This window comes from Streptomyces sp. NPDC104831 (assembly GCF_055583025.1).
This window is the reverse complement of sequence record NZ_JBVJOT010000044.1, coordinates 59,268-79,290: the sequence shown is the minus strand read 5'-3', so window position 1 is coordinate 79,290 and position 20,023 is coordinate 59,268. Positions and strand designations below refer to the sequence as shown.

20 protein-coding genes are annotated in these 20,023 nt (G+C 75.8%); 6 read left to right on the top strand and 14 right to left on the bottom strand.

From position 1 onward, the window contains the following. Positions 1-135: 135 nt before the first annotated feature. Positions 136-951 (bottom strand): cytochrome c oxidase assembly protein, encoded by an 816-nt coding sequence (locus ACZ63H_RS27360; RefSeq protein ID WP_469869407.1) that lies wholly within the window; start codon positions 949-951, stop codon positions 136-138. Next, positions 951-1,511, bottom strand: coding sequence for a DUF2243 domain-containing protein (locus ACZ63H_RS27355; protein WP_469869405.1), 561 nt, complete (start codon positions 1,509-1,511; stop codon positions 951-953). The genes ACZ63H_RS27360 and ACZ63H_RS27355 overlap by 1 nt, the downstream gene beginning before the upstream one ends. A 278-nt stretch (positions 1,512-1,789) precedes the next feature. Here ACZ63H_RS27355 and ACZ63H_RS27350 point away from each other — a divergent pair, with 278 nt between their 5' ends. Then, positions 1,790-2,500, top strand: a complete 711-nt coding sequence (locus ACZ63H_RS27350; protein WP_469869403.1) for a chaplin — start codon at positions 1,790-1,792, stop codon at positions 2,498-2,500. Positions 2,501-2,566: 66 nt separating this feature from the next. Here ACZ63H_RS27350 and ACZ63H_RS27345 read toward each other — a convergent pair whose 3' ends face one another. From ACZ63H_RS27345 to ACZ63H_RS27335, 3 genes are all read right to left on the bottom strand, one after another. Then, positions 2,567-2,887 (bottom strand): hypothetical protein, encoded by a 321-nt coding sequence (locus ACZ63H_RS27345; protein ID WP_469869401.1) that lies wholly within the window; start codon positions 2,885-2,887, stop codon positions 2,567-2,569. After that, positions 2,884-4,098, bottom strand: coding sequence for a cytochrome P450 (locus ACZ63H_RS27340; protein ID WP_469869399.1), 1,215 nt, complete (start codon positions 4,096-4,098; stop codon positions 2,884-2,886). The genes ACZ63H_RS27345 and ACZ63H_RS27340 overlap by 4 nt, the downstream gene beginning before the upstream one ends. A gap of 413 nt (positions 4,099-4,511) precedes the next feature. Beyond that, a complete protein-coding gene (locus ACZ63H_RS27335; RefSeq protein ID WP_469869417.1) occupies positions 4,512-5,912 on the bottom strand; it encodes a DHA2 family efflux MFS transporter permease subunit in 1,401 nt (466 codons plus the stop codon). Between the two features lie 237 nt (positions 5,913-6,149). Here ACZ63H_RS27335 and ACZ63H_RS27330 point away from each other — a divergent pair, with 237 nt between their 5' ends. Together ACZ63H_RS27330 and ACZ63H_RS27325 are read left to right on the top strand one after the other, a co-directional pair. Beyond that, complete coding sequence (locus ACZ63H_RS27330) at positions 6,150-6,581, top strand: MarR family winged helix-turn-helix transcriptional regulator (protein WP_469869397.1); 432 nt, start codon at positions 6,150-6,152, stop codon at positions 6,579-6,581. A 526-nt stretch (positions 6,582-7,107) separates the two neighbouring features. Further along, positions 7,108-8,025 carry a LysR family transcriptional regulator gene (locus ACZ63H_RS27325; RefSeq protein ID WP_469869395.1) on the top strand — a complete coding sequence of 306 codons (918 nt, stop codon included), beginning with the start codon at positions 7,108-7,110 and terminating at the stop codon, positions 8,023-8,025. A gap of 180 nt (positions 8,026-8,205) precedes the next feature. Here the strand turns inward: ACZ63H_RS27325 and ACZ63H_RS27320 are convergent, their stop codons facing one another. The 5 genes from ACZ63H_RS27320 to ACZ63H_RS27300 form a co-directional block, all read right to left on the bottom strand. Next, complete coding sequence (locus ACZ63H_RS27320) at positions 8,206-8,559, bottom strand: hypothetical protein (RefSeq protein ID WP_469869393.1); 354 nt, start codon at positions 8,557-8,559, stop codon at positions 8,206-8,208. Next, positions 8,556-9,236, bottom strand: coding sequence for an RNA polymerase sigma factor (locus tag ACZ63H_RS27315; RefSeq protein ID WP_469869391.1), 681 nt, complete (start codon positions 9,234-9,236; stop codon positions 8,556-8,558). Before ACZ63H_RS27315 ends, ACZ63H_RS27320 begins: the two co-directional genes overlap by 4 nt. A gap of 833 nt (positions 9,237-10,069) precedes the next feature. Further along, positions 10,070-11,047, bottom strand: a complete 978-nt coding sequence (locus ACZ63H_RS27310; RefSeq protein ID WP_469869389.1) for a D-cysteine desulfhydrase family protein — start codon at positions 11,045-11,047, stop codon at positions 10,070-10,072. Positions 11,048-11,169: 122 nt separating this feature from the next. Next, positions 11,170-12,531 carry a VWA domain-containing protein gene (locus ACZ63H_RS27305; protein ID WP_469869387.1) on the bottom strand — a complete coding sequence of 454 codons (1,362 nt, stop codon included), beginning with the start codon at positions 12,529-12,531 and terminating at the stop codon, positions 11,170-11,172. Next, the gene (locus tag ACZ63H_RS27300; protein WP_469869385.1) at positions 12,528-13,385 is read right to left on the bottom strand and encodes an AAA family ATPase; all 858 of its coding nucleotides are present in this window, start codon (positions 13,383-13,385) and stop codon (positions 12,528-12,530) included. The genes ACZ63H_RS27305 and ACZ63H_RS27300 overlap by 4 nt, the downstream gene beginning before the upstream one ends. Positions 13,386-13,577: 192 nt before the next feature. Between ACZ63H_RS27300 and ACZ63H_RS27295 the strand changes: the two genes are divergently transcribed. Genes ACZ63H_RS27295 through ACZ63H_RS27285 form a run of 3 tightly spaced genes read left to right on the top strand, consistent with a single transcriptional unit; the run spans position 13,578 to position 15,888 of the window. Beyond that, positions 13,578-14,255, top strand: a complete 678-nt coding sequence (locus ACZ63H_RS27295; protein ID WP_469869383.1) for an ABC transporter permease — start codon at positions 13,578-13,580, stop codon at positions 14,253-14,255. Then, complete coding sequence (locus tag ACZ63H_RS27290) at positions 14,252-14,926, top strand: ABC transporter permease (protein ID WP_469869381.1); 675 nt, start codon at positions 14,252-14,254, stop codon at positions 14,924-14,926. Before ACZ63H_RS27295 ends, ACZ63H_RS27290 begins: the two co-directional genes overlap by 4 nt. After that, on the top strand, positions 14,923-15,888 hold the full coding sequence (locus ACZ63H_RS27285; RefSeq protein WP_469869379.1) for an ABC transporter substrate-binding protein: 966 nt from the start codon (positions 14,923-14,925) through the stop codon (positions 15,886-15,888). The genes ACZ63H_RS27290 and ACZ63H_RS27285 overlap by 4 nt, the downstream gene beginning before the upstream one ends. Positions 15,889-15,894: 6 nt before the next feature. Here the strand turns inward: ACZ63H_RS27285 and ACZ63H_RS27280 are convergent, their stop codons facing one another. The 4 genes from ACZ63H_RS27280 to ACZ63H_RS27265 all read right to left on the bottom strand — a co-directional run bounded on the left by ACZ63H_RS27280 (position 15,895) and on the right by ACZ63H_RS27265 (position 19,995). After that, entirely contained in the window at positions 15,895-17,049 is a 1,155-nt protein-coding gene (locus ACZ63H_RS27280; RefSeq protein WP_469869377.1) for an ATP-binding cassette domain-containing protein, read from the bottom strand. Positions 17,050-17,126: 77 nt separating this feature from the next. Further along, the gene (locus tag ACZ63H_RS27275; RefSeq protein WP_469869375.1) at positions 17,127-17,768 is read right to left on the bottom strand and encodes a LutC/YkgG family protein; all 642 of its coding nucleotides are present in this window, start codon (positions 17,766-17,768) and stop codon (positions 17,127-17,129) included. After that, the gene (locus ACZ63H_RS27270) at positions 17,765-19,243 is read right to left on the bottom strand and encodes a lactate utilization protein B (protein WP_469869373.1); all 1,479 of its coding nucleotides are present in this window, start codon (positions 19,241-19,243) and stop codon (positions 17,765-17,767) included. The genes ACZ63H_RS27275 and ACZ63H_RS27270 overlap by 4 nt, the downstream gene beginning before the upstream one ends. Continuing rightward, a complete protein-coding gene (locus tag ACZ63H_RS27265) occupies positions 19,240-19,995 on the bottom strand; it encodes a (Fe-S)-binding protein (protein ID WP_469869371.1) in 756 nt (251 codons plus the stop codon). The genes ACZ63H_RS27270 and ACZ63H_RS27265 overlap by 4 nt, the downstream gene beginning before the upstream one ends. Between the last annotated feature and the right edge of the window lie 28 nt (positions 19,996-20,023).

The window sequence follows — 20,023 nt, the reverse complement described above, 5'->3', positions numbered from 1 at the left end:
TCCAACTACCCGCTGCGGCAGCTCCTCCTCCACGTATTCCCCCTTTCTTCCTCCGTGCTTGGCGTCCCGCTGTGGTCCCCCTCGGGGGCGGGGCCCCCCCCCCCCCCCCAGCGCCGGTCAGGGGCTGCCCGAGGGTCACCCGGACGGCCGGGCCGGCACCGGCCGGGCGAACGGACGGCGTCCGGGGCGCCAGGTGGCGACCAGCGCCCCCGCCAGCAACAGTTCCGCGATGTCACCGCCGTAGTACATGATCTCCGCGCCGCCCCGGACCTGGGACGCGGGAGCGCCGACGCGCACCCCGAAGCCGCCGTACATCAGCTGCGCGGCCACCGCGTGCACGGCGATCGCGCAGCCGAGCCAGGCCAGCCGGGCGGGCACACCGGGCCGGGCCGGAGCGGGGTCGGGGCCGGCGACGGCGTGCGCGAACAGGCACCCCGACAGCAGGAAGTGGGCGTGCACCAGCCAGTGCCCGGCCGGGTGCGCCGTCGCGGTGTCGTACAGCGGGGTGAAGTACAGCACCGGCAGACTCCCGGCGGACAGCAGCAAAGCCACCGCCGGACGCGTCAGCAGGCGCGCCGGACCGCTGTGCAGCACGGCGGTGAGCCGGCGCGCGCGGGGCGCGGGCACGGCGCGCAGCACCAGGGTGACCGGGGCGCCGAGCACCAGGGCGAGCGGGGCGTACATCCCGATGAGCAGGTGCTGCACCATGTGACCGCGGAAGTCCCGGTGCGCGAAGGGCGCGACCGGCGGCAGCAGCGCCACCGCCGCCAGCACCACGCCGGCGCAGAACCCGGCGGTCCGCCAGGCACTCCAGGCCCGCGCCGGATTCCGCCGCCGGGCGCGGGACGCCAGCAGCAGATAGCCGCCCGCGCACACCAGCACGGCCAGGACCGGCAGGACGGCGTCCAGCGCGCCACCGCCCGCCGGGTGGGAGGTGTGGTGGTGGCCCATCAGGCGCGGCGCCCCCCGCCCGCGGCACCGGAAGTCCCCGGGCCGACCGAGCGGCCGCCCCGCGCGAGCAGCGGACCGCCGGCCACCAGCAGCGCCCCGAAGGCGAGGAAGGCCATGTCCCACCACACCTGGTACGACCCGCCGCGCACATGGTGGATGCCCAGGACCTGGTGGTCCAGCAGGCCCTCCACCAGGTTGAACAGGCCCCAGCCGACCAGGACCCAGCCCCACAGCACCCGGGAGGTCCACACCCGCCGCCGGTCCGTGGTCACCCGGGCGTACAGCACCGCGAGCCCGGACAGGACGGCGAGCCAGCACACGGTGTGGAAGACGCCGTCCCACAGCGTGTTCATCTCCAGCCCCGGAACGCTCTTCGGGTCGTAGTACTTCACGCCGACGCGGTCGTGGTCGGTGCTGCTCAGCATGTGGTGCCACTGGAGGAGTTGGTGCAGCAGGATCCCGTCGACGAAGCCGCCGAGGCCCACCCCGAGCAGGATGCCGGGCAGGCGCAGGCTCGCGGGCGCGGTGTCGCTCCTGGTGTCGCGTACGGTCGTTGCCATCGCTCCTCGTCTCGGTCGATTGCCGGGCGGACCGGCTCCGGCTGAGGTGCCCCCACGACAGCTACCAGGTCCCGGGCGCCCCCGCTGCCGCGGGCTCGGCCATCTGCGCGGCCCCGCGGAACGGCCGACTTCCGACGGGCCGGGGACCCCCGCCGGGCGCGCGCATCCGTCCCTGGTACCCGGCGAATGATTGACAAGCCATAACTTGCGTGCTTTCACCCGCGTTTCACCGGGTGCGGGCGACTGCCCGCGACCGTATCTGGAAGGACAGGGAACCGATGAAAAGGGTTACCCGAAACAGTGTCATCGCCTTCGCCGCCGCCTCGGGCGCGATGGCCATGGCCGGGGCGGCGCACGCCGACTCCGCGGCGGCAGGCCACGCGGGCGGCTCGCCCGGGCTGGTCTCCGGCAACGGCATCCAGCTGCCGGTCCACGTGCCGGTGAACGCGTGCGGGAACACCGTGAACGTGGTGGGGCTGCTGAACCCGGCCATGGGCAACCGCTGCGCCAACCAGGGTGACCACGCCACGGGCAAGGAAGGGGCCACGACCTCCGGCGGGGCCACGGCCGTGGGCAAGGAGAAGGGCTCGCCCGGAGTGATCTCCGGCAACGGCGTCCAGCTCCCGGTCGACCTGCCGGTGAACGTCAGCGGCAACACCGTGGACGTGGTCGGGATCGGCAACCCCGTCTTCGGCAACCAGTCCGTGAACACCTCGGGCCACCGCCCCGAGGCCCCCGGCCGGGCCACGCCGAAGCCGCCCGCGCGGCACACCCCGCCGGTCCGCCACCAGCCGTCGTCGCACCCGGCCCCGGCCCGCCCGGTGCCCCACCAGGCGTCCAGCGTCGTACGGCAGCGCACGCCCGGCACCCTCGCCCACACCGGAGCCGACGGCACCTGGACGGCCGCCGCCGCGGGCCTGGTGTCGCTGATGGGCGGAACCGTGCTCTACCGGCGCTTCCGGCCCGGGGCCACCGGCAACGAGAGCTGAACCGGGCCGCCGCCCCCTCCCGGTGAGCCGGGAGGGGGCGGCCCGCCCGCCGGACGTGCCGGACGCTCAGCGGCGCAGGACGGTCTCGTGCTCCATGCGGGACGGCATCACGGGGTTGCGGACGGCGTAGAGGCCGGCGACGCGGCCGTCGGCGACGTGCAGCGCGATGACGGTGTCGACCCTGCCGTCGAGGCGGAGGACCAGCGCCGGGCAGCCGTTGACCCGGGCCGACCGCAGCGCCGCGGCGCCGAACCGGCCCGGCCCCGCGGCCAGCGGGGCGACGCGCGAGGCCCCCACGACGGGCTCCGGCGCGGCCCGCGCGACCCCGCCGCCGTCGCCCAGGAAGACGACGTCCGGTGCCGGGATGTCGAGGGCGGAGTGCGTCACCAGACGACCGGCAGCCGCAGCGGGAAGCGGCGGATGGTGCCGGTGTCCCACTGGATCTCGTCCGGACCGACGGCGAGGCGCAGTGAGGGGAAGCGGGCCAGCAGGCCGGTGACCGCGCTGTCCAGCTCCGCCCGCGCGAGCGGCGCGGCCAGGCAGTGGTGGCCGCCCCAGCCGAACGTCATGTGCGGGCGCACCGGGCGCCGGAGGTCCAGCCGGTGCGGGTCGGGGAAGACGGCCGGGTCGCGGTTGGCCGCCAGATAGGACACGTGGACGTAGTCGCCGGCACGGATGAGGGTGCCCTCGACCTCCGCGTCCTGAAGGGCGATCCGGGGGATGCCCACGCCCTTGCGGAAGGGGATGAACCGCAGCAGCTCCTCCAGCGCGCCGGGGAACCGGCCGGGGTCGCGGGCGAGCGCGGCCCGCTCCTCGGGCCGGGTCAGCAGCAGATAGGCGATGTCGCTGATCTGGCAGGTCGCGGTGTCGTTGCCGCTGAGGATGAGCGTCACGGCCAGCACCGCCAGCTCGTCGTCGCTCAAGGGCTCCTCGCCCTCCGGCACCGGGGCCGTGGCCAGCGTGCTCAGCAGGTCCTCGCCCGGCGCCCGCCGCCGTTCCGGGACCAGCCCCGCGAAGTACGCCCGCAGCGACGCCTTGGCCTCGGCCGCGGTCTGCCGGGCCTCGGCGGAGGTGGCCAGCAGCCGCATGGTGCGGTCCCGCAGCTCGTCGCGGTCGGCCTCGGGCACGGCCAGCAGCTCGCAGATCGTCAGATGGGGCAGCGGCACCGACAGATGGGTCACCAGGTCGGCGGGCGGGCCCGTCTCGGCCATCGCCGTGAGCAGCCCGTCCACCACCCGGTCCACCGCCGGCCGCATCGCCGCCACCCGGTCGCGGGTGAACGCCTGGGCCGCCACGTGCCGCAGCCGGGTGGCGTGCGGCGGGTCCGTCACGTTGATCGACTCCGGTGACACGATGGGCTCTGGCGTCATCCTCGGATAGTCGCGGCCGACGATCGCCGCCCGGCTGAACCGGGGATCGCACGTCACCTGACGCACCCCGGCGAAGCTGGTCACGAGCCACGCCTCGGCCTCGCCGTAGGGCAGCCGGATCCGGCTGACCGGGCCGCGCCCCGCCAGTTCGGCCAGCTCCGGGTCGAAGTCCAGCGCCTCGGCGAAGTCGAAGGGGCATTCGAGCACTGCCGGTTCCTGGAACGCCATCACAGCCTCCTTTGTGCGCCGCCGGGCGCGCTCCTGTGTGCCGGGCCGGGCACGTCCGCTGCCGGGGGCGCCGGCGTCGCCCGGGCCGGCCCCGACGGGACAACGTTGTCCGCGGTGCCGACGACCCCACCGGGGACGACGTGGCCCGCGGCCGTCGGCCGCACCGGGGACGCCTGGTCCGGGGTGCCGCCGACCGCACCGGTGCGCGCCGGCGACGCCGCCGGCCGGATGCCGGGCGTCCGCGTTCCCGCGCCCGGGGCGGCGCGGTGCGACGACGCCGGCCCGGCCGGGCGCGGCCCGCGGTGCGGCCTCGTCCCTGAGAGAGTCACCTTCCCCAATATGGGGGTAGTCGACGGGGACCGCACCACGGACACCCGCCGCGCGACCGGAGCCGGGAGCCGCCCCGGACGCCCTCAGGCGTCGACCCGGTCCCGCCCGCGCCCGCGCGGGACGGACCGCCCGGACACCTCGGTGCCGGCGCGGGCGGCGGCGCGGGCCGGGCCGTCGGGCAGGGTGAAGGCGAAGACCGCCGTGACCGCCGCGAGCGCGGCCAGGGCGAGGAACGCGTGCTGGTACGCGGCGACGGGCGGGGCCGTGGCGGCGCCCCCCGGGGTGCCGAGGACGAGGACCGTGGTCACCGCCGCGGGCGCGAGCGCGCCGCCGGTCTGCCGTACGACGGTGTTCAGCATCGTGGCCTGCGCCAGGTCCGCCCGGTCGATGGTGGCCAGCGAGGCGACCGTCGTCGGCATGAAGAAGCAGCCGATCGCGGCGCCGAACAGGAACATGTAGCCCCGGAAGGTCCACAGCCCGGTGTCCGCGTCGCAGGTGGCGAGCAGCAGCAGGACCACGCTGACACCGGCCGTTCCCACGCCGACGATCAGGCGCGGCCCGACCCTGGCGTACAGCGCGCCGGCGAGCTGCACGGTCAGCAGGACGCCGAACGCCTCGGGGAAGGTGGTCAGGCCCGACTCCAGCGCCGTACGGCCCTGCGCCTGCTGGAGGAAGAGGGGACCGAGGTACAGGGCGCCCATGATGGGTATCAGGCCGACCAGGTTGACGAGGTTGGTGTCCCGGAAGAGCCGGTCGGCGAACAGGCGCAGCCGCAGCAGGGGATGGGCCGTGCGCAGCTCGACGGCGACGGCCGCCGCCAGCAGCACCGCGCCGAGTACGAGGCAGGTGAGGACGGCGGGGGAGGACCAGCCCCGGTTGGGCCCCTCGCAGACGCCGAACATCACGGTGCCCAGGGCTCCCGCGCTCAGCAGCAGTCCGGGCAGGTCGAAACGGCCGGGCCGGCCGCCGCGGTCGCCGGCCAGGAACAGCGCGCCGAACACCACGGCCGGCAGCCCCACCGGCAGGTTGACGTAGAAGACCCACCGCCACGACAGGTGGTCCACCAGCAGCCCGCCCAGGACGGGGGCGGCGGCCGGGGCCACCTGCTGCGGAATGATCATGTAGCGGGAGACGCGGACCTGTTCGGCGGAGGTGAAGGTGCCGAACAGCAGCGCGGTGGAGGCCGGGAAGAGGACGCCGGCCGACAGCCCCTGCACCGCGCGGTAGGCGACGAGCTGACCGAGCCCGGTCGCGGCCCCGCACAGCAGGGACGAGCCGAGGAAGCCCACCAGCGCGACCAGCAGGACGCGTTTGCCGCCGAACCGTTCCACCAGCCAGGCGGAGGCAGGGATGGCCATGGCCAGGCAGACCGGGTAGGCGATGACCACGCCGTCCAGCGCGGCGGCCGTCAGCTGGAATTGACGGGCGATCGAGGGCAGGGCCACGGTGGTGATCGCTCCGTCGACGATCGCGATGAACGTCACGCTGACGCAGACGACGGGGACGACCAGGCGCTGGCTGAGCCGGGACGGCAGGAAGGAGGGCACGAGGGACGGCACGGAGGGACGACGGCGCATATGCTGAGCATACGCACTATGTCGTTGCTCAGCATATGGCTTTCGGCGTGCACGGTGCGGGACAGGGCCTGGCGGACCGTCACCGGGCAGCTCGGGGCGAGGTGCGATGGCCCCGGCCGCGCGGGACAGGAGAGACTGGACACCATGGCAGTGCACGGCAGCAGCGACATCCTCATCGACGAGCTGTACGAGACGACCAACCGGCTACGGCAGTTCGTGGAGGCCCGGCTGCGGGAGAAGGGCGCGTCGGTGGCCCGGCTGCGCGCCCTGCGCATGCTCGCCCGGGCGCGGGAGCCGCTGCGGATGCGGGACCTCGGCGAGATGGCGGGCATCGCGGCCCGCACCACCACCACGATCGTGGACAGCCTGGAACGCGACGGCCTGGTGGAGCGGGTACGCCACCCCACGGACCGGCGCGCGTTCCTGCTGCGGCTCACCGAGGAGGGGCTGCGCTGCCACCGCGAGGCGGAGGAGACCGACCGCCTCGCCCTCGCCGAGGCCACGGCGACGCTGGACGCGCGGGAGCGGGAGCAGTTGCGGGTCCTCCTGGCACGCATCCGCGACAACACGGGCTGACGGCGGCCTGCCGGTGCCGTGACCGTTCCCGTTCTCCGGATCGAGCGGACCCCGCGAGGGTCAGGCGCCGGATGCGTGCGGTGAGCCGGTGGACACCTCCCGGTGCTCGTCGGCCGGTGCCGCCGCAGGACGACGGCCGGCCTGCCCTCGCGCGGATGCCCGGACATGGCGTTCGGCTCCTTCGGGACCGTGCCCGCGCTCGGCGAGGACGTCCGCGAGCGGACCACCGCGACGGTCGCCGGCGCCCCACGGCCTCCGCTGCGGCCGGCACCCTCGTGCGACGCCCGCCCGGCGAACTGTCGCGCCCGAACCGTTGGGACCCGTGTGGGCGAACGGGGTGGGGAGCGTGCCGGGTTCGGGGCCTCATCCGTTCGGCCGGCGTCTCGATGCCGGCCGGTGATCCCGCGTCGGCGCGGACCGCGACCGCTTGTTCGCCGAGCCGGCTCCGCGGGGCGCCGGCGCGGCCTGGTGGCGCCGTGCCTCGTGAGGCGGCAGGGGTACAACGGGCGGCGCGTAGGCTGGGGTCGTGTCTGACACCGCCGCGTCCCCTCCGGAGCCCGGCCCCGGCCCGGACCTCGATCTGAGACTGGTGCGCTACTTCACGGTCGTCGCCGAACACCTCAACTTCGCCCGCGCCGCCGCGGAGTTGCGTGTCGCCCAGCCGTCCCTGAGCCGGCAGATCCAGCGGCTGGAGGACGCCCTCGGAGTGCGCCTGCTGGAACGCACCACCCGGGGCAGCCTGCTCACCGCGGCCGGTGCGGCCTTCCTCCCGCGGGCCCAGGCGCTGGTGGGCCACGCCCGGCAGGCCGTCGCCGCCGTCCGCGCCGCCGCGCCGCCGCGCGCGATCACCGTCGGATACGTCGAGGACCTCGTGATCACCCCGGCGGTCCGGGACCTGCGGCGCCGGCACCCCGACGCCCACGTCCGCGCCCGGCGCCTCGACCGGGACGAGGCCCGTGCCCTGACCGACGGCCGGGTGGACGCGCTCGTCGTACGGACACCGCTGCCGATCCCGGGCGACGGCCTGGAGACGACCGTGCTCCGCGACGAACCCCGGGCCCTCCTCGTACCCGCCTTCCACCGCCTCGCCGGCAAGGAGTCCGTCACGCCGGGGGACTTCGCCGACGAGCCCCTGGTGGCGTGTGCCGGGTCGGCCGCGGTGCGGTCCGGGTTCCGGCGGCCCGGCCCCCGCCTGGACGGCGGCCCGGCGCCGCTGCTCGTCGACACGTTCGAGGACAAGCTGGAGGCCGTCGCCGCCGGCCGGGCCGTCGCCCTCGTCCCGGCCGGCGGCCGCCGCCGCTCGCTGAGGGAGGACGTGGTCACCGTCCCCGTCGAGGGCGTCGACCCCTGCCAGGTCGTCGTCGCCACGCGCCGGGGCGACACCAACCGGCTGGTCGCCCACTTCGTCGAGGCCGCGCGGCGTCATCTCGTCCGCGAGGCATGACGGGCCGACGGGCTGCCCGGAGCGCCCGCCCGCGGCCGCGGACGGCTGTCGCGTCGGACGAGCGGCGGCGCGTGCCGGGGCTCATGCGCGTCCACCCTCTTCGGCCGCCCGCCCCGGTCACGGACGGCACCTGGACCCTGCGGACCGCGTCCCGTCGGCGGCGGGCGGAGCGTGGTGCGTTCAGGGGAGGGCGGCCCTCGGTGTGGGGACCGCCGGGGTGGCGGGCGCCGGGGTCGGGACCGGGGACGGGGTGCCCGCCGTCGGGTGCGGGCTCGGGCGGGGGGAGTGGGCCGGTCGGGTCGGCTCCGGATCTCCGGCGCGCGTCGTGAGGAACACCAGCGCGGCCACGGCGGCCAGGGCCAGCGCGCCCACCACCACCCGGCGCACCGGCGTGCGCCGTGACCGCGCCGGCCCGGCCGGCGGGGACAGCGGCCGCAGGTCGGCCGGGCCGACGGCGTGCGCACGCGCGGCCAGGGCGGCTCGCAGCCGTTCCTCGACCGGCGTCGCCGTGGTGCCCGTACCGGACTCGTTCATCGCAGTCCCTCCAGACGCCGGCCCAGCGCGTCCAGGGCCCTGCTGGCCGTGGACTTGACGGTGCCGCGCGACAGGCCGAGCGTCGCCGCGATCTCGGCCTCGGTCAGATGCGACCAGTAGCGCAGCACCAGCACCTCCCGCTGCCGCCGGGTCAGCGTGCGCAGAGCCGCCAGCACCTCCCGGTGGTCCTCGTGCAGCAGCACGTCCTCCTCCGGGGCGGGCGCGTGCCCCTCGGGCGCCGGGGTGTGCGCCCGTACGGTCCTGCGGCGGCGCAGCACGGAGCGGGCCGCGTTCACGACACTGGTCCGCAGATACGCCTCCGGGTCGTCGAGTGCCGCGAGCCGGTGGCCGTACCGCCGGAACAGCGCGGTGAACGCGTCCTGGACGACGTCCTCGGCCGTGGGCAGATCGTCCACCAGCAGGAGCGCGAGGCGCACCAGGGACAGCCGGCGGTGGTGGTACAACTCCTCGATGCCCGGCGGGTTCCCGGCCCCGGCGGCACCGGTCGCCGTCCCGGCCCGGGGCCCGGTGGTGACGGCCGGTGCCGTCCTCATGGGGGCGCGGGCGAGGACGCGGGTCCGTACCGCGTGGCCGAACCGCCGCCAGGACGCGGAGGGCTTCGGGGTGCCGGCGCGTGCCCAGGGCAGGACCGTGGCCGGTGGTGTCGCTGTCGTCATGGATCTCCCGGTGCCGGGTGCCGGTGCGGACAGCCGCCGCGCGACGGCTCCCCGCACCGGACCTGCCTCAGTACTGCTGCGGAACCGGCGCCGGCGTGGCGGGACGGTGGTGACGGGGCGGAACGGGTGCCGGATGGGCCGACCCCGGGGCGGGGGAGGGGGTGGCCGCGGACGGTACGGGGGAGGGGGTGGCCTCGGACGGTACGGGGGAGGGAGTGGCCTCGGACGGTACGGGGGAGGGAGTGGCCGGTACGGGGCGCGGCGTTCCCGTCGGCGGGGGCACCGGGGCGGGGGTTTCCGTGCGGACCGGGGACGGCACCGGGGACGGGGTCCCGGTGCGAGCCGGCGGTACCGGGGCCGGAGTCCCCGCCCCGCCGTCCGCCGGGACCGGAGCCGGTGCGGTGGCGTGGCCGTGGCGGACAGGGGAAGGGGCCGGGGCGTCGTCCTGGGCCGCCTGCGCGGTCATGGCGCCGGCGACGGCCAGGGCCGCGCCTACGGCGGAGACCCCCAGGGCGGCGCGCAGCCGGTGTGTGCGGTGTGGGCGCGGGGCACGGTGTGCGGACATGTGTTCCTTCGATGGCTCGGGTCGGACATCTGGTCGAAGTGGAGGCCTCCACCCCGACAGACGTCCGACCCCGGGCGAGGTTGCGGGTCGCGACCGAAGAATTTTTCCCGCGGCCGCGCGCCCGCGCGTTCCTGCGGGGGCGAGCGCGGGCACGGGCGCCCGGTGGGCCGCCGGCCCCTACCCGACGGCGCCCCGGAAGGCGACTCCCACCCTGAGGTCCCTGCGCCACGGCGATCCGGAAGGCGCCCCCGATGGCCCCCGCCCGGACTCACCCCCCGAAGTCCGTCGCCCCCTCCTCCGCGAACGCCACCGTCGTCGGGTGGCCGAACAGGCCGGGCAGGCCGCCGGTGTGGAGGAGGACCGTCCTCTCGCCCGGGCGGATGTCGCCGTCCTCGACGGCCGCGCGGAGACCGGCCAGGGCCCGGCCCGTGTAGACCGGGTCCAGGACCAGGCCCTCGGTGCGGGCGGCGAGCAGCAGCGCCTCCCGCACCGGGCCGGTCAGGGCCGCGTACCCGGCGCCCACCTGGTCCCGGCGCACCCGCAGCCCCTCCGGCGTGACCGCCTCGTCCGTGAGCGGCGCGGCGAACCCGGCCACCGCCGCCGCCGGGTCGGCCAGCGCGCCCACGTCGACGCCGAGCACCGACCCGCTGCCCAGGGCCGCGACCAGCCCCGCCATGGTGCCGCCCGAGCCGAGCGCGACCACCGCCGTGCGCAGCCGGGGCACCTGTTCGCGCAGTTCCGCCCCGCAGCCCGCGTACCCCCGGGCCGCCAGGGTGCTGGACCCGCCGAAGGGGATCAGCGCGGGTCGCGCGCCGGCGGCCCGAAGCCGTGCGCACACGTCGTCGGCCGCCGCGTCCAGCCCGGCCCGGTCCAGCTCGCCGGCCCAGGCGAGCCGCGCCCCGAACAGCCCGTCGAGGGCGAGGTTGCCGGAGCGCGAGCCGCCCGGGGAGCCGCGCAGGACGAGGACGACGTCCAGCCCCAGCCGGGCGCCCGCGGCGGCGGTCAGCCGGGCGTGGTTGCTCTGCGGGGCGCCGGTCGTCACCAGGGTGTCCGCGCCCTCGGCGAGCGCCGCGCCCACCGTCCACTCCAGCTTGCGGATCTTGTTCCCGCCGCCGCCCAGGCCGGTCAGGTCGTCCCGCTTGACCCAGAGGTCCTCCGGCCCCAGCCCCAGCGCGACGGCCAGCCGGGGCGCCGGTTCGGCGGGGGTCGGGAAGGTGCCCAGCGGCACGGGCGGGTGCTGGCTCATCGCAAGTCCTCGGGTCGGTGATCGGCGGGCGGGGCGCCGGGGTGGCCGGCCGCCGCGGCCAGTCGATCACGGCCGGACGCCCGCCGTCACCCACCCGGGCGGGCACGCCCCGGGCACCGGCCTCACACCGGCAGCAACCGGGCGATCAGTGCCCCGAGCTGCCGGGCCGTGCGGCACTCGTGCATCTCGACCAGGCCGGCGTAGGCGGGCGCGGCCGAGTCGCCGGTGCCCCAGCGGTCGCGCGGCTCGGGGTTCAGCCAGTGGACGCGCCGGGCCCGCCGGGCGATGTCCCGTACGGCGGACAGGTTGGGGTCGCTCATGTTCGTCCGGGCGTCACCGAGGACGAACACCGTCGTGCGCGGGCCGACCGCGGCGCCGTAGCGCTCGGCGAACTCGCCCAGCGCCATGCCGTAGTCGCTGCTGCCGTGCCAGCCGGTGAGCGTGGCCTCGGCGCGGATGCGGGCGCCGAGCCCGTCGGGGTCGGCGCGGCCGCGGCCGAGCAGGCCGGTGACCTCGTCCAGCCGGTTGACGAAGGCGAACACGCGCACCTTGGAGAACTCCTCGTGCAGCGCCTGGACGAGGAGCATGGTGAAGTCCGAGAACCCGGACACCGAGCCGGACACGTCGCACAGCAGCACCAGTTCGGGGCGGACCGGGCGGCGCCGGCGCAGTACCGGCCGCATCGGCACCCCGCCCGTGGACAGCGAGGAGCGCAGGGTGCGGCGCAGGTCGACGGTGCCGCGCGCGGCCCGGCGGCGGCGCGCGGCGAGCCGGGTGGCGAGCTTGCGCGCGAGCGGCCGGACGGTCCTGCGCAGTTCGGCGAGCTGGTCGCGGCCCGCGGACAGGAAGTCGATCCGGTCGGCGGTCGGTCCGACGCCCCGCCGGGCGATCTCGTCCCGCCCGCGCCGCTCCGCCACCCGGCGCCGGGCCTCCGCCCCGACCAGCCGCCCAAACTCCTCGATGCGGCGCCGGATCTCGTCGTCCAGCAGCCGGTCCGCGAAGTCCGGCGCCCCGCCCGTGCCGCCGCCCCGGCCCCGGACGTCGGCCCGTACCCGGGCCAGCAGGGTCTGCGGGCGCAGCCGTTCCAGGGTCTGGTACGCCGACCAGCCGTCCGAGCCCGCCGAACCCCCGTATCCGCCGAACCCGTCGACCGCCTCCGCCGCCAGCCGGGCCAGCAGCGCCCGGTCGTCGTCGGCCAGTGCCCCGGCGAGCCGGTCGCGCAGCTCGTCCCGGTCGCCGGAAGCGGCCCCCGGGCCGCCCACACCGCGCGGGAAGTACAGGTCGAAGACCGAGTCGAACAGGGCCCGTTGGCCGGGGCCGTGCAGCAGTGTCGCGGCCAGGCCCTCGCGCAGCAGCTCCCGGTCCGCGAGGCCCAGTACGGCCGCCGCGCGCGCCGCGTCCACCGTCTCCCCGGTGCCGATCCGCACCCCGTGCGCGCGCAGCGCCGCGACCAGGCCCGTGATCCGGTCGGCGACGGCGGTCACAGCGCGTCCAGGTCCAGCGTGGCCGCCGCCTTGTGGATGTCGTCCTGGTGCTTGAGGATCACCCCGAGGGTGTCCCGTACGACCTCCTCGTCCAGGGTGCCGGCGCCCAGGGCCAGCAGGGTGCGCGCCCAGTCGACGGTCTCGGCCACGGACGGCGCCTTGCGCAGGTCCATCGCGCGCAGCGCCCCGGCCACCCGCACCACCGACGCGGTCAGCGCCTCGCCGAGTCCGGGCACCTTCAGCCGTACGATCCGCCGCTCCAGCTCCTCCTCCGGGAACCCGATGTGCAGGAACAGGCAGCGGCGGCGCAGCGCCTCCGACAGCTCCCGGCCGGCGTTGGAGGTGAGGACGACGAACGGGCGGCGGGTCGCGGTGACCGTGCCCAGTTCGGGGACCGTGATCTGGAAGTCGCCGAGCACCTCCAGCAGCAGCCCCTCCATCTCGACGTCGGCCTTGTCGGTCTCGTCGATGAGCAGCACCGTCGGCTCGTCACCGCGGATGGCGGTCAGCAGGGGGCGGGGGAGCAGGAACTCCTCGCCGAAGATGTCGCCGCGGGTCTCGTCCCAGCTCTCGCCGCGCCCGGCGGAGATGCGCAGCAGCTGCTTGGCGTGGTTCCACTCGTACAGGGCCCGGGACTCGTCCACGCCCTCGTAGCACTGGAGCCGTACCAGCCGGGCGCCGGCCACCTCGGCGACGGCCTTGGCCAGCTCGGTCTTGCCGACCCCGGCGGGCCCCTCCACCAGCAGCGGCTTGCCCAGCCGGGCGGCGAGGAACACGGTCGTGGCGACGGCGCGCGAGGCGAGGTAGCCGGTCTCGGCGAGGCGGGCTGAGACGTCGTCGACGGACGTGAACAACGGGGGCCTCCGGCGGGTCGGGAGCAGTGCGGTCCCGGGAGCGGACCCCCAGGGAAACGTTCCGGCCCTATCTAAGCGCTTGTTCAGCCCTCGCGCCACGGTCCCCGGCGATCGGCCGCGCCGACCACGCCCGCACCCCCGTCCGGCCCACTCCGGCGCGCCCCCGTCCGCCCCGCCCGCTGCAATGGAGGCGTGATCCCGCTCCCGGACGACTGCCTCACGCGCAACGAGTGGATCTGCGGGGCCTATCTGAGCACCCGCCGGCAGATCCTGCTCGACGCGGTCGGCGAGCACCTCCGGCTGACGTTCCTGTCGGTGGCCATCGGCCTGGTCATCGCGGTGCCGCTCGCGGTGCTGGCCCGCCGGGGCCGGGCGGCCGGTCCCGTGCTGGCCGTGACGACGATCCTGTACACCATCCCGTCGCTGGCCATGTACTCCCTCCTCCTGCCCCTGTACGGCCTGTCGGCCACCCTCGTCGTCGCCGGGCTGGCGCTGTACTCGCTCACCGTGCTCGTACGCAACGTCCTCGCGGGCCTGCGCGCCGTCCCGGAGGAGACCCGGCAGGCCGCGCGCGGCCTCGGCTACGGCCCCGTCCGCCTGCTGCTCGCCGTGGAGCTGCCGCTCGCGCTGCCCGCCGCGATGGCGGGCCTGCGCATCGCGACCGTCTCGGCGGTCTCCCTCGCCACGGTCGGCGCGATCGTCGGCTACGGCGGCCTCGGCAACCTCATCTACGCGGGCATGAACAGCTACTTCAAGGCACAGGTGCTCACCGCGTCCGTGCTGTGCGTGCTGATCGCCGTCGCCGCCGACCTGCTCCTGCTGGGCGCGCTGCGGCTGCTCACCCCCTGGACCAGGACGGCCCGCGCGTGAGCACCCTCGCCGCCGCCTGGGACTGGCTCACCGACCCCGCGCACTGGCCCGGCGAGGACGGCATCCGGCACCGGCTGCTCCAGCACCTGGCGCTCACCGTCGTCTGTCTGCTCCTCGGCTGCGCGATCGCCCTGCCCGTCGCGCTCGTCCTCGGCCACCTCGGCAGGGGCGGCGCGCTCGCCGTGAACCTGGCCAACGCCGGCCGGGCCGTCCCCACCTTCGCCGTCCTGGTGCTGCTCCTGCTGACCCCCGTCGGGCGGTGGGGCGAGGGACCCACCGTGATCGCCCTCGTCCTGTTCGCCGTACCGCCGCTGCTCACCAACGCCTACGTCGGCGTGCGCGAGGTCGACCGCGGTGTGGTCCGGGCCGCCCGGGGCATGGGGATGACCGGCCGGCAGCTGCTGCTCCGCGTGGAACTGCCCCTCTCGCTGCCCCTGCTGCTGAACGGGGTCCGCATCGCCGCCGTCCAGCTCGTCGCCACCGCCACCCTCGCCGCGCTCGCGGGCGGCGGCGGACTCGGCCGGATCATCACGGCCGGCTTCAACCTCGCCAGCACCCCCCAGGTGGTCGCGGGCGCGTTCCTCGTCGCCGCCTTCGCCCTCGTGGTGGAGGGCGCCTTCGCACTCGCCGAGCGGCTCGCGCCGGCCCGGGCGGGAGGCGGCCCGCCATGAGACGCCCCGGCACACCCGCCCGTGCCGCGCTCACCGCCCTCGCCCTCCTCGCCCTGCTCCCCCTCGGCGCCTGTGCCACCGGCCCCGCCCTGGAGGACCGGGGCCGGGTCACCGCCGCGCCCGGTGACAGCCGCAGCCTGACCATCGGCTCGGCCGGTTTCACCGAGAGCGACCTGCTCGCCCAGCTGTACGCCCGGCTGCTCGACGACGCCGGGTACCGGACCTCCTTGCTCACCGTCGCCAACCGGGAACTGTACGAACCTGCCCTGGAGAGCGGCCGGATCGACGTCGTACCCGAGTACGCGGCCACGTTCGCCGACTGGCTGAACGCCAGGACACACGGCGCCGACGCGACGCCGGTGGGCTCGCCCGACCTCGGCGCCACGATGAAGGCGCTGCGCGCCCTCGCCACGCCCCGCGGCCTGACCGTCCTCGCGCCGGGCCGGGCCGTCGACCAGAACGCCTTCGCGGTCAGCGCCGGCTACGCCCGGCGGCACCGCCTGAGGACCCTCGGCGACCTCGGCGCCGCCGGGCTGCCGGTACGGCTCGCGGCGGGCGACGAGTGCGTCCGGCGGCCGTACTGCGCCCCGGGCCTGCGGAAGGTGTACGGCATCCGCCTCACCGGGATCGACCCCAAGGGCGTGGGCACCACCCAGGCCAAGCGGGCCGTGCAGCAGGGCCGGGACCAGATGGTGCTGACCACCACCACCGACGCCACCCTCGGCTCCTTCGGCCTGGTCCTGCTCGCCGACGACAAGCGGCTGCAGAACGCCGACCACGTCGTCCCGGTCGTCAACCGCGCCCGCGCGGGCGGCCCCCGGGTGGCGAGGGCCCTCGGCCGGCTCGGTGCCGTGCTCACCACCGCCGACCTGGCCGCGATGAACCGGCAGGTGGACGGCGCGCGGCGGCTGCCCGCCGACGTGGCCCGCGCCTATCTCCGGGACAAGGGCCTGCTGGAGTAGCCCGTCTCAGGCGTCCGCCACCGAGTCGAACGGCACCTGCCGCCGTGTCACCCCGCGCGCGTCCGCGTCCACCGAGCGGCGCAGCGCCTCGTGCAGCTTCGCCGGGGTCAGCACGCCGAGGAACCGCGCCCCGTCCAGCACGGCGACCCACCCGGCGTCGTGCTGGAGCATCACCCCGAACGCCTGCTTCAGCGGTGCCCCGACCGGCACCCGGGCGGTCATCCGGTGGGCCACGTCCCCGACCGTGCCGCCCGCCGTCAGCTCCCCGACGCCGACCCAGCCGTGCAGGCCGCCGTCCGCGTCCAGGACCACCGCCCACCGGGCGCCCTCGGTCCCGAGCCGCTCCCGGGCCCGCGCGGCGGGCTCCTCCGGGCGGGCCACCGGCGGCTGCTCCAGGTCGTCCGGTTCGATCGCGGTGACCGACAGCCGCTTCAGCCCGCGGTCGGCTCCCACGAAGGAGGCGACGTACGGCGTGGCGGGCGCCCCGAGGACCGCGCCGGGCGTGTCGAACTGTTCGATGCGGCCCTGCCCGTACACGGCGATGCGGTCGCCGAGCCGGACGGCCTCCTCGATGTCGTGCGTGACCAGCAGCACCGTCTTGCGCACCGCGGCCCGCATGCGCAGGAACTCGTCCTGCAACTGCTCGCGCACCACCGGGTCGACCGCGCCGAACGGCTCGTCCATCAGCAGCACCGGGGGATCGGCGGCCAGCGCGCGGGCCACGCCGACCCGCTGCCGCTGCCCGCCGGACAGCTGGTGGGGATAGCGCGGCCCGTACGTCCCCGGGTCCAGGCCCACCAGATCCAGCAGCTCGGCCGCCCGGGCCCGGGCCCGCGCCCGCTTCCAGCCGAGCAGCGCGGGCACGGTCGCGGTGTTCTCCAGGACGGTGCGGTGCGGGAAGAGGCCCACCTGCTGGATGACGTAGCCGATGCGGCGGCGCAGCCGCACCGGGTCGACGGACGCGATGTCCCGGCCCTCGACGAGGATGCGGCCCGAGGTCGGTTCGACGAGCCGGTTCACCATCATCATGGTGGTCGTCTTGCCGCACCCGGACGGCCCGACGAGCGTCACCAGTTCGCCTTCGGCGACCTCGAAGGAGAGGCCGTCCACGGCCGTCGTCCCGTCCGGATACCGCTTGCTGACCTGCTCGAACCGGATCATTCCCCCACGCTACGGCAGCCGGTCCGGGGCCTCATCCCGTCGTGCCCCGACCGGCGGACCGCGCGTACCGCAGGCGGTCAGCCGAGCAGGATCACCTCCAGGGTGCGGGGGCCGTGCACGCCCTCCACCCGGTCCAGCTCGATGTCGCTGGTGGCCGACGGACCCGAGATCCAGGTCAGCGGACGGGCCGGGTCCAGGCGTTCGAGGGCCTGGGGGACGGAGGAGACCACCTGGTCCGGGACGCGGACGACACAGATGTGGTGGTCCGGGATCAGCGAGACGCGGCGCCGGCCCTGGTCCGGGGAGCCGTCGAGCACGAGCGTGCCGGTCTCGGCGATCGCCACGGCGCAGCCGGTCACCACGCTGTCCACCCGGTCCAGCCGCGCGGCGGTGAGTGCAGCCCGGTCGTGGATCCGCACAGGATCGGCTTCGGCCAGCCACCCCGGCGGCAGGCCCGGCGGGACCAGCACCTCCTGGGAACCGTGCTCGGCGAGCAGCCGCATGACGAGCGTCGGCAACTCCTCGGCATGGGCCCGGTGCACGAGCGCCCGGTAGTCCGCCAGGTTCTCCGCCAGCAGCTCCACCGTCTCCTCGGCGGTCCGCTGCCCGTGCTCGCGCAGGTACTCCCGGGGCACGGCCTGCGCGTAGGGCCGCTCGTCCGGTGTCACGTCCGCGAGGGCCCGCCGCACCCGGCCCAGGACCCGTTCCCTGCCGTTCACCTGCCACCGTCCTTCCCGCCGCGCGTGCGCTGCCACCAGTCCCGGAAGGGCTCCGGGGGAACCGCCGGCAGATCCCGCGCGCCGCTCCACGCCCGGCCCGGGCCCGGCAGGGTCCGCGGGTGCAGCCGGCGGGTCCGGGAGGCCAGCCGCTGGCCCGCGCGCAGCGCCCCCGGGTGGGCGAACGCCCAGCGCGCCGCCCGCATCGCCGCCCGCTCGGCCGCGTGCCCCTTCGCCGGTTTCAGCAGCACCTTGTTGCCCCGCAGCACCGCCGGACCGCCCTGCACCACCCGCTCCCGCAGGTGCACCAGCACCTCGGGGATGTCGATGGCGACCGGGCACACCTCGTAGCAGGCCCCGCACAGCGACGAGGCGTACGGCAGGGAGGCGTCGATCTCGCTGCCCGTGCCGCGCAGCTGGGGGCTGAGGATGGCGCCGATGGGGCCCGGGTAGACCGAGCCGTAGGCGTGTCCGCCCGCCCGCTCGTACACCGGGCACACGTTCAGGCAGGCCGAGCAGCGGATGCAGCGCAGCGCCTGGCGGCCGACGGCGTCGGCGAGGGTGTCGGTGCGGCCGTTGTCGAGCAGCACCAGGTGGAAGGCGCGCGGGCCGTCCCCGCCGGCGGTCCCGGTCCACGTGCTGGTGTACGGGTTCATGCGCTCGGCGGTCGAGGAGCGGGGCAGGGTCTGGAGGAAGACCTCCAGGTCCCGCCAGGTGGGCACGACCTTCTCGATGCCCACGACCGAGATCAGCGTCTCGGGCAGGGTCAGGCACATCCGGCCGTTGCCCTCGGACTCGACGACCACGAGCGTGCCGGTCTCGGCGACCATGAAGTTGGCGCCGGAGATGCCGACCTTCGCCCGCAGGAACTTCTCCCGCAGGTGCAGCCGGGCCGCCTCGGCGAGATCGGCGGGCGTGTCCGTCAGGTCCCCGGGCGCGGGCCGGCCCCACTCGCCCATCTCGCGCGCGAAGATCTCCCGGATCTCGCCCCGGTTGCGGTGGATGGCGGGAACGAGGATGTGCGAGGGGCGGTCCTTGCCCAACTGCACGATCAGCTCGGCGAGGTCGGTCTCGTAGGCGCGGATGCCCGCCGCCGCGAGCGCCTCGTTCAGCTCGATCTCCTGCGTGGCCATCGACTTGACCTTGACGACCTCGGACTCGCCGGTGGCCCGGACCAGTTCGGTGACGATCCGGTTGGCCTCCGCGGCGTCCGCCGCCCAGTGGACCGTACCGCCGGCCGCGGTGACCGACTCCTCCAGCTCCAGCAGGTACCGGTCGAGGTGGCGCAGGGTGTGGTCCTTGATCCGCCGGCCCGCCTCGCGCAGCGCCGCCCAGTCGGACAACTCGCCGACGGCCCTGGCCCGTTTGGCGCGGATGGTGTGCGTGGCGTGGCGCAGATTGCCGCGCAGCGTGGGGTTGTGGACGGCGTCGCGCGCGGCCTTCGGGAAGGCCGGCATGCCGACGAACGTGCCGCTCATACCGCCGGTTCCTCCTCCGTGCTCGCCAGGATCTCCGCGATGTGCACCGGCCGCACGCCGCTGCGCAGCCGGCTCGTCGTGCCGCCGATGTGCATGAGGCAGGAGTTGTCGGCCGCGCACAGCACCTCGGCGCCCGTCGACTCCGCGTTGCGCACCTTGTCCACGCCCATCGCCGCCGACACCTCGGCGTTCTTCACCGCGAACGTGCCGCCGAACCCGCAGCACTCCTCGGCCCCCGGCAGCTCGACCAGTTCCAGCCCCTTCACCGCCTCCAGCAGCCGGCGCGGGCGGTCCCCGAGCCGGAGGCCGCGCAGCCCGTGACAGGTGGGGTGGTAGGTGACCGTGTGCGGGTAGCAGGCGCCCACGTCCGTCACCCCGAGCACGTCGACCAGGAACTCTGTCAGCTCGTACGTCCTCGGCACCACCGGCGCCAGTGCCCGGGCGAGCCCGTCCCCGCGCCCCTCGGCCCGGGCCCGTTCGCCCAGCCGGGGGTACAGCTCCCGCACCATCGCCCCGCACGACCCGGACGGGGTCACGATCGCCTCGTAGCCGCCGAAGACATCGGAGAAGTGCCGGGCCAGCGGCTCGGCCTCGTGACGGTAACCGGTGTTGTAGTGCGCCTGTCCGCAGCAGCTCTGGCCCATCGGGAAGTCGACGTCGACACCCAGTCTCGTCAGCAGCTTCACCACGGCCCGGCCCGTGTCCGGATACAGCGTGTCGTTGACACAGGTCAGGAACAGGGCGACACGCATCGCGGCTCCTCGGTGCCGGTCGTCGGGC